General features: G+C 72.2%; 7 protein-coding genes. 3 read left to right on the top strand and 4 right to left on the bottom strand.

Going from position 1 to position 6,754, the window contains the following annotated elements; translation table 11 throughout:
• Together CQZ88_RS32025 and CQZ88_RS27530 are read right to left on the bottom strand one after the other, a co-directional pair.
• On the bottom strand, positions 1–341 hold a 341-nt coding region (locus CQZ88_RS32025), incomplete at its 3' end, for an alpha/beta fold hydrolase (RefSeq protein ID WP_258008834.1).
• Between the two features lie 182 nt (positions 342–523).
• Positions 524–1,480 carry a proteasome assembly chaperone family protein gene (locus tag CQZ88_RS27530; protein ID WP_006935021.1) on the bottom strand — a complete coding sequence of 319 codons (957 nt, stop codon included), beginning with the start codon at positions 1,478–1,480 and terminating at the stop codon, positions 524–526.
• A 139-nt stretch (positions 1,481–1,619) separates the two neighbouring features.
• Between CQZ88_RS27530 and CQZ88_RS27525 the strand changes: the two genes are divergently transcribed.
• Together CQZ88_RS27525 and CQZ88_RS27520 are read left to right on the top strand one after the other, a co-directional pair.
• Positions 1,620–2,387, top strand: a complete 768-nt coding sequence (locus CQZ88_RS27525) for a hypothetical protein (protein ID WP_065923484.1) — start codon at positions 1,620–1,622, stop codon at positions 2,385–2,387.
• 149 nt (positions 2,388–2,536) lie between these two features.
• The gene (locus CQZ88_RS27520; protein WP_102800590.1) at positions 2,537–3,670 is read left to right on the top strand and encodes a DUF4192 domain-containing protein; all 1,134 of its coding nucleotides are present in this window, start codon (positions 2,537–2,539) and stop codon (positions 3,668–3,670) included.
• 19 nt (positions 3,671–3,689) lie between these two features.
• Here the strand turns inward: CQZ88_RS27520 and galE are convergent, their stop codons facing one another.
• Both galE and CQZ88_RS27510 read right to left on the bottom strand, forming a co-directional pair.
• Entirely contained in the window at positions 3,690–4,682 is a 993-nt protein-coding gene (gene galE, locus CQZ88_RS27515) for a UDP-glucose 4-epimerase GalE (protein WP_029543387.1), read from the bottom strand.
• A gap of 53 nt (positions 4,683–4,735) precedes the next feature.
• A complete protein-coding gene (locus CQZ88_RS27510; protein ID WP_006935008.1) occupies positions 4,736–5,422 on the bottom strand; it encodes a metal-dependent transcriptional regulator in 687 nt (228 codons plus the stop codon).
• Between the two features lie 150 nt (positions 5,423–5,572).
• Here CQZ88_RS27510 and CQZ88_RS27505 point away from each other — a divergent pair.
• The coding region (locus tag CQZ88_RS27505; protein ID WP_102800589.1) for an acetoin utilization protein AcuC at positions 5,573–6,754 on the top strand (1,182 nt) is incomplete at its 3' end.

Genomic DNA, 6,754 nt, shown 5'->3' with positions numbered 1-6,754 from the left:
CCGCCGAGGGAGTGCCCGACCACGGTGACGTGCTCGATGTCCAGGACCGAGAGCAGGTCGCGGACGCCGTTGGCGTACGCGGCGACCGAGTAGTCGGCGCGCGGCTTGTCGGAGCGGCCGTGGCCGAGCAGGTCCGGTGCGATGACCGTGTACTTGCGGGCCAGGTGCGGGATGACCTCCTGCCAGGTCGAGGAGTTGTCGCCGATCCCGTGGATCAGCAGCAGCGCGGGGCCCTCGCCGGCGAGTCGGAAGGCGCGACGGTAGCCGTGGATGGTGCGGAAGACCATCCGCGTCTCCGCGTCCGGCACCGGCCGGAGCGTGCGTGTGCGCGGTGTACCCATGTGCGTCTCCTGACCGCCGGTTCCTCGTCTACCTGTGGTGTCCGAGGCGCCGGACCGTCTCCGGCCCGACCCTTCAGCTCAACTCGTCGAACTGAGCGTACTGACTGTATGTGACCTGCACAACGCGAAGTGTAACGAGAGAGTAATGATCCGGGGTCGGACAGGCGGCGATTCGAACCCGGTCAGGCGGAGGGGTCCGCGTCGCCGGGCTGTCCGTTCCCGCCGCGATCCTCGTATTCGGCGAGGAACCGCTCGAACTCGGCACCGATCTCCTCGCCGGTCGGCAGGTTCTCGTCCGTCGGCAGCTGGGCGGCCTGCTGCTCCTGGGCCGCCACATAGCTGTCGTACTGCCGCTCGAGTCCGCGGACCACCGCCTGCACCTCCTCGTTCTGGGCGATGTGCTCGTCGATCTGCTCACGCACCCGTGCGGCGGCCTCGCCGAGCGCGGCCAGCGGCAACCCGAGGCCCCCGGCTTCGGCGACGTTCTCGAGCAAGGTCTCGGCAGCGCCCGGGTACTCGGTCTGCGCCAGGTAGTGGGGCACGTGGACCGAGAACCCCACCGACTCGTGCCCGTGCTGCGCCATCCGCAGCTCGAGCAGCGACGACACCCCCGCCGGCACCTGCAGCTCGCCCGTCCAGCGGTGGTGGTCGGCGATCAGGTCCTTGTTCGTCGAGTGCGCCGTCACGCCCAGCGGACGGGTGTGGGGGATCGCCATCGGGATCGCGCTGATCCCGATCGTGCGCCGGACCCCGAACTGCTCGGCGAGCAGGCGCACCGCCGTGATGAACCGCTCCCATTTCAGGTCCGGTTCCGCGCCGGCCAGTAACAGGAAGGGGGTTCCGGCCGTGTCGATCAGGGCGTACAGGTTGAGTTCGGGGGCGGCGTAGTCGGAGAAGTGATCCGCCTTGAACGTCATGGTCGGCCGCCGGGACCGGTAGTCGATCAGCTCGTCCACGGCGAACGACGCCACGAGTTCGCTTTCGAGGCTCTCGCGCAGGTGCGTGGTGGCGAGCCGCACCGCATGCCCGGCGTCGGCGAACCCCTCGAGACCGTGCACCAGCACGGGACCCTCGCCGTCGGCAGACGTCAGCTGCGGAGCGGGGAACTCGAGCTCGTACATGCGGGACTGGTCGTCCATGCGAACATCCTCCGTTCGATCCGGGGCGCCGTGATACCGCCGGGTCACCGGCGTGGCATGGTGGAGTTCGAGTCTAGTTGAACTGGTGATCAGCTTCCGCCGGGGCACGACCCCGGCGGGACGCGACAGCGGAGGTCCGGTGGCAACCCACAGCGCAGGAGACGACGTCCGGACGCCGCGCCGCCCCCGGACCCCGCCGGTGCCCTTCCGCCGGCTGGGCGCGACCGTGATCGGGGGCGCGTTGCTGCTCGCCGCCGGGTGCTCGTCGACCGTCGACGGCACGCCACAGCCCGAGCCGGCCGCACTGGCCACGACGGACGAGGCCGGCACCGCGGGCCGGCCCCTCGCCGAACTGCTGCTGCCGCCCGAGCAGTTCCCCGAGCCGTACGACGCGGTGGTGCTACCGCCGCAGGCGGTCGCCCAGGCCGCTCCCGACCTCACCGGAGTCCCGGAGGGGGCCAAGGTGGATCCACCCGGATGCCTGCCGCCGCCGCAGAACTACGGCCCGGACGGGACTGCGATGGTGGTCGGCACGGACAACGACAGCCGGGCCACGATCTCGGTCGAACTCGTCGCTGTCACCGACGACCTGGCCGCCTACCGCGACCGTCTCGTCGAATGTCCCGTCGTCGCGGCGACCCGCCGGGGCGTCACCGCCACGGTGACGACCACGGTCGACCCGTCGGCGCCGCCGGCCGCCGCGGGGGTGGCGACCCTCGCGTTCACCCGCACCGTCCGCTCGGGCGAGGGCCGGGAGGTGGTCACCCAGTCGATGACCAGCCGGATCGCCCAGGTCGACGACGTGCGGGTGCTGGTGACGTACATGTCCTTCGGTGCGGGGCCCGCCGACACCGCCACCCTGGGCCGGGTGTTCGAGGCGAGCGTGGAGCGCGTGCGCGTCGGCTGACGCGGCACGCTACCAGCCGGAACCGACATCGGGCGGCCGGAACTCCTGCGGCCGCAGTACTTGTCCACAACCGGAGCGCTCGTCCCCAGATTCCGCGGATCCGGGTCGCGCGGCCCCCGAGGGCACCGGTCGTCGGGGACAGTCGGCGCATGACCACATCGACTTCCTCGCCCCGGCCGCTGCGACTCGCCGATCCGGGGGATCTGATCGCCGCCGTGCCGGCCATGCTCGGCTTCCTGCCCGCACGGTCGCTGATCGTGCTGAGCCTCGCGTCCGATGCCGGCGGCGGGCGCGACGGTGCCCGGTCCGCGACCGTCGGCGCCGTCATGCGCCACGACCTGATCCTGCCGCCCGGCGAGGACGATCCGGTGCCGGCTGCGATGCGCGACGTCTTCGACCGATTCGGTGCGCTCTGCGATCGGGAGGGCGCCGACGCCGTGCTCGTCGTCCTCGTCGACGACCGTCTCGACCACCCCGACGCCCCCGCCGTCGCCGCGGCCTGCCGACTGCTCGACGACTTCGCCGTCCGCCTCGACCGGCGCGGGGTTCGCATCGCCGGAGCACACGCCGTTTCCGAGGTCGCTTGCGGCAGAACATGGTTTGCGCTCGTCGGCGGTGCGCGCGGGACGGTCCCGGACCCGCAGGCCTCGCCCGTCGCCGCCGCCCGCGTCTTCGAGGGCGGGGCGATCCGGCGGTCCCGCGCCGAACTCGCCGATCTGCTCACCCCGCTGCCGATGCCCGGGCGCATGCAGGTTGCCGACCACATCGACGAGGCGATCGACGCGCGTGACCTCGCCTACGAACTCGCCGTCCGCGCCGGCGGCCGCGACCGCGCCGACCGTCAGGAACTCGAGGCCGTGCTGGCCCACATCGCCCGGCACGACGACGGCGCCGAGCTGCTCGCCCCCGAGCTTGCCGAACTCGCCGTCCTGCTGTCCAATTCGACCGTGCGCGACGCCGTGATGGCCCTCGCGGCGGGCGCCGAGGCCGACACCGCCGAACGGTTGTGGGTCACGCTCACCCGGCGTCTCCCGGACCCGGAACGAGCCGAGGCCGCCGCCCTCGTCGGCTACAGCGCGTACGTTCGGGGCGACGGACCGCTCGCCGGGGTGGCCCTGGGGGTCGCACTCGAGTCCAACCCGCGGCACCGGCTCGCCGACCTCCTCGACCAGGCCCTGCAGGCCGGGCTGCGGCCGCACACCGTGCGCGGCCTCGCCGACACCGGCTACGAGATCGCCGCGCGGCTCGGGGTGCGAATGCCCCCGCCCGCACCGGCGGCGTGACCGCCGGGACGGCGCCGGCTCAGCGCCGTGCCGCGTGCGACCGGTCGCCGAGTTCCTGCAGGTAGACCCACGCGTCGGCGACGATCTCGTCGAGGCTCGTGTGCTGCGGCTTCCAGCCCAGTTCCTCGACGGCGCGGCGGCTCGACGCGATCAGCACGGCCGGATCCCCGGCGCGCCGGGGTGCATCGACCACCGTGATCGGCAGGCCCGTCACTCGGCGGCACGCCTCGATGACCTCCCGGACGGTGAAACCCTCGCCGCTCCCGAGGTTGTAGACGGCGTGCTCGCCGGGCCGGGCGGCCGCCAGTGCCAGCAGGTGGGCGTCGGCGAGGTCCTTGACATGGATGTAGTCCCGCACCGCCGTGCCGTCCTTGGTCGGCCAGTCGGTGCCGAACACCGAGATGTGCTCGCGCTGGCCGAGAGCCACCTGCAGCACGAGCGGAATCAGGTGCGTCTCGACCACGCGGTTCTCGCCGGCACCGTGGTATGCGCCCGCGACGTTGAAGTAGCGCAGGCTCGTCGCGGCCAGACCGTACGCCCGCGTGTACGACGAGATCGCATGGTCGATGGCGAGTTTCGTGGCGCCGTACGGGTTGGTGGGCCGGGCGGGTGCATCCTCGGTGATCGGTACCCGGTCCGGCTCGCCGTACGTCGCCGCCGTCGACGAGAACACCAGCCGCGGTGTTCCCGAGGCGCGGATCGCGTCCAGCAGGGCGAGGGTCGCGACGACGTTGCCGTGCCAGTACTTGTCCGGATGCTCGACGGACTCGCCGACCAGGGACTGGGCCGCGAAGTGCAGCACCCCGTCGAACCGGGGCTGTGCACCGCCGCCGAGCACCTCCGCGGCCGCGGTCGCGATGTCGCCCTCGACGAACTCCGCGCCGGCCGGGACGGCGTCGGCGTTGCCGGTGGACAGATCGTCGAGGATCACCACCTCGTGACCCTGCTCGAGCAGCACCGTGCTGCAGACGCTGCCCACATAGCCGGCACCGCCGGTAACCAGAAGCCTCACGCTGGGACCCTTCTTCGCCGGCCCGCGCGGGGCCGGCGAAGAAGGGGCCTGTCTCAGACCTGCTTCACCTGCACCGCGTGGGCCATCTCGTCGGAAAGTTCGAAGCCGTCGTGGCCGGGCACGTTGATGACCACCGACCCCGGCTTCGTCTCGACTGTAACGCGTGCGTCGGGGACGATCCCCGCCTCACGCAGCCGCCCGATCACCTCGTGATCGGACTGCACGTACTCCGCCAGCCGGCGCACGACCACGGCGGTCGGCTTGCCCGGCGGGATCTCGGTGAGCCGCACCAGCCGCTCGTCCGCCGCGGCCGGGCGGTCCAGGCCGAGCTGGTCCAGTCCCGGAATCGGATTGCCGTACGGCGAGGTCGTGGGGTTGTGCAGCACCTCGACGAGGCGGCGCTCGACCTCCTCGCTCATCACGTGCTCCCAGCGGCATGCCTCGGCGTGCACGTTCTCCCAGTCGAGACCGATCACATCCACGAGCAGCCGCTCGGCGAGCCGATGCTTGCGCATGACCGACACCGCCAGGTCGCGGCCCTTCTCGGTCAGCTCGAGGTGCCGGTCGCCTGCCACGCGCAGCAGCCCGTCCCGCTCCATCCGGGCGACGGTCTGGCTCACGGTCGGTCCGCTCTGTTCCAGGCGTTCGGCAATGCGCGCACGCAGCGGCACGACGCCCTCTTCCTCCAAGTCGTAGATCGTCCGGAGGTACATCTCCGTGGTATCGACCAGGTCCTTCACTCTCACACCCCTTCGTCTGCGGCCGATTCTAACCGGGCGAAACCCCCGGCGGGCGCACCTCGCGCGGCGCCGCCCGGCGGGGCCTGCGGCAGGCGCGCCGGGGCCCTGCGGCACTCGCATCGCCCCGGACGGCGCAGTAGCTTTGTGGCCATGACCACGACCTCCGCCGCGACGGGCGATCCGACACATCCGAGCGGCGACCGAGTGGTGGTGTGGAGCCCGGACTTCCTCGACTACCGGTGGGGCCCGACTCATCCCATGAATCCCACCCGGCTCGATCTCACGATGGCACTGTCCCGCGGCCTCGGCCTGCTCGAGGGGGTGGAGACCCTGCGTCCGCCGGCCGCGACCGACGCCGAGCTGCTGCGCATCCACACCCCTGCCTACGTCGAGGCCGTCAAGCACGCCGGCAGCCTGCCGCCAGGTTCGACCGCCGGGGCGGAGGCCCCGCACGGTCTCGGCACCGAGGACAATCCGATCTTCCCGCGCATGCACGAGGCCAGTGCCGTCCTCGCAGGCGGCACCCTCGCCGCCGCCCGGGAGATCGCCGCCGGCCGCACCCGGCGGGCGGTGAGCATCGGCGGTGGGATGCACCATGCGATGGCGGACTGGGCCGCCGGATTCTGTGTGTACAACGACGCCGCCATCGCCATCTCGTGGCTCCTGGACAACGGCTTCGACCGGATCGCCTACATCGACGTCGACGCCCACCACGGCGACGGGGTGCAGCACGCCTTCCTGAGCGATCCCCGGGTGCTCACCGTCTCCATCCACCAGCACCCCGCGACGCTGTGGCCGAACACCGGCTGGTCCAGCGAGGTCGGCACCGGCGCCGCCGAGGGGACCGCGATCAACCTGCCGGTCCTGCCCGGCACCGTCGACGCGCTGTGGCTGCGCGCATTCCACGCCGTCGTCCCCGCCGCGGTCGCGACGTTCCGGCCGCAGATCATCATCAGCCAGTGCGGTGCCGACAGCCACCGGGAGGATCCGCTGGCCGACCTCTCGTTGACCGTCGACGGCCAGCGCGCGGCGTATCTCGCCATGCGCGAGCTCGCGGACCGGCACTGCGAGGGCCGGTGGCTCGCGGTGGGCGGAGGCGGCTACGGGCTGGTGCGGGTGGTGCCGAGATCCTGGACCCACCTGATCGCAGCCGTACTCGACCGCGAGATCGACCCCGCCACCCCGATCCCCGACGAGTGGCGCGAGCGGGTCGCCGCGATGGCACCGGGGGTCGATCTGCCGACCGTGATGGGGGAGGGCGGCGACGTGGCGTATCTGCCGTGGGACGGCCCCGGCGGTACCCCCGAGACCGGCGTCGCATCGTTCGATCGT

It is taken from the genome of Rhodococcus sp. ENV425 (assembly GCF_002887785.1).
In the GTDB taxonomy this organism is placed as follows: Bacteria; Actinomycetota; Actinomycetes; order Mycobacteriales; family Mycobacteriaceae; genus Rhodococcus; species Rhodococcus aetherivorans.
Note: the sequence above shows the minus strand (reverse complement) of the source record. Positions and strands in the feature narration are given on the sequence as shown.

Coding starts and splice junctions, on each gene's coding strand:
- CQZ88_RS27530 (WP_006935021.1), bottom strand. CDS start 1,480: ATGGACGACCAGTCCCGCATGTACGAGCTCGAGTTCCCCGCTCCGCAG.
- CQZ88_RS27520 (WP_102800590.1), top strand. CDS start 2,537: ATGACCACATCGACTTCCTCGCCCCGGCCGCTGCGACTCGCCGATCCG.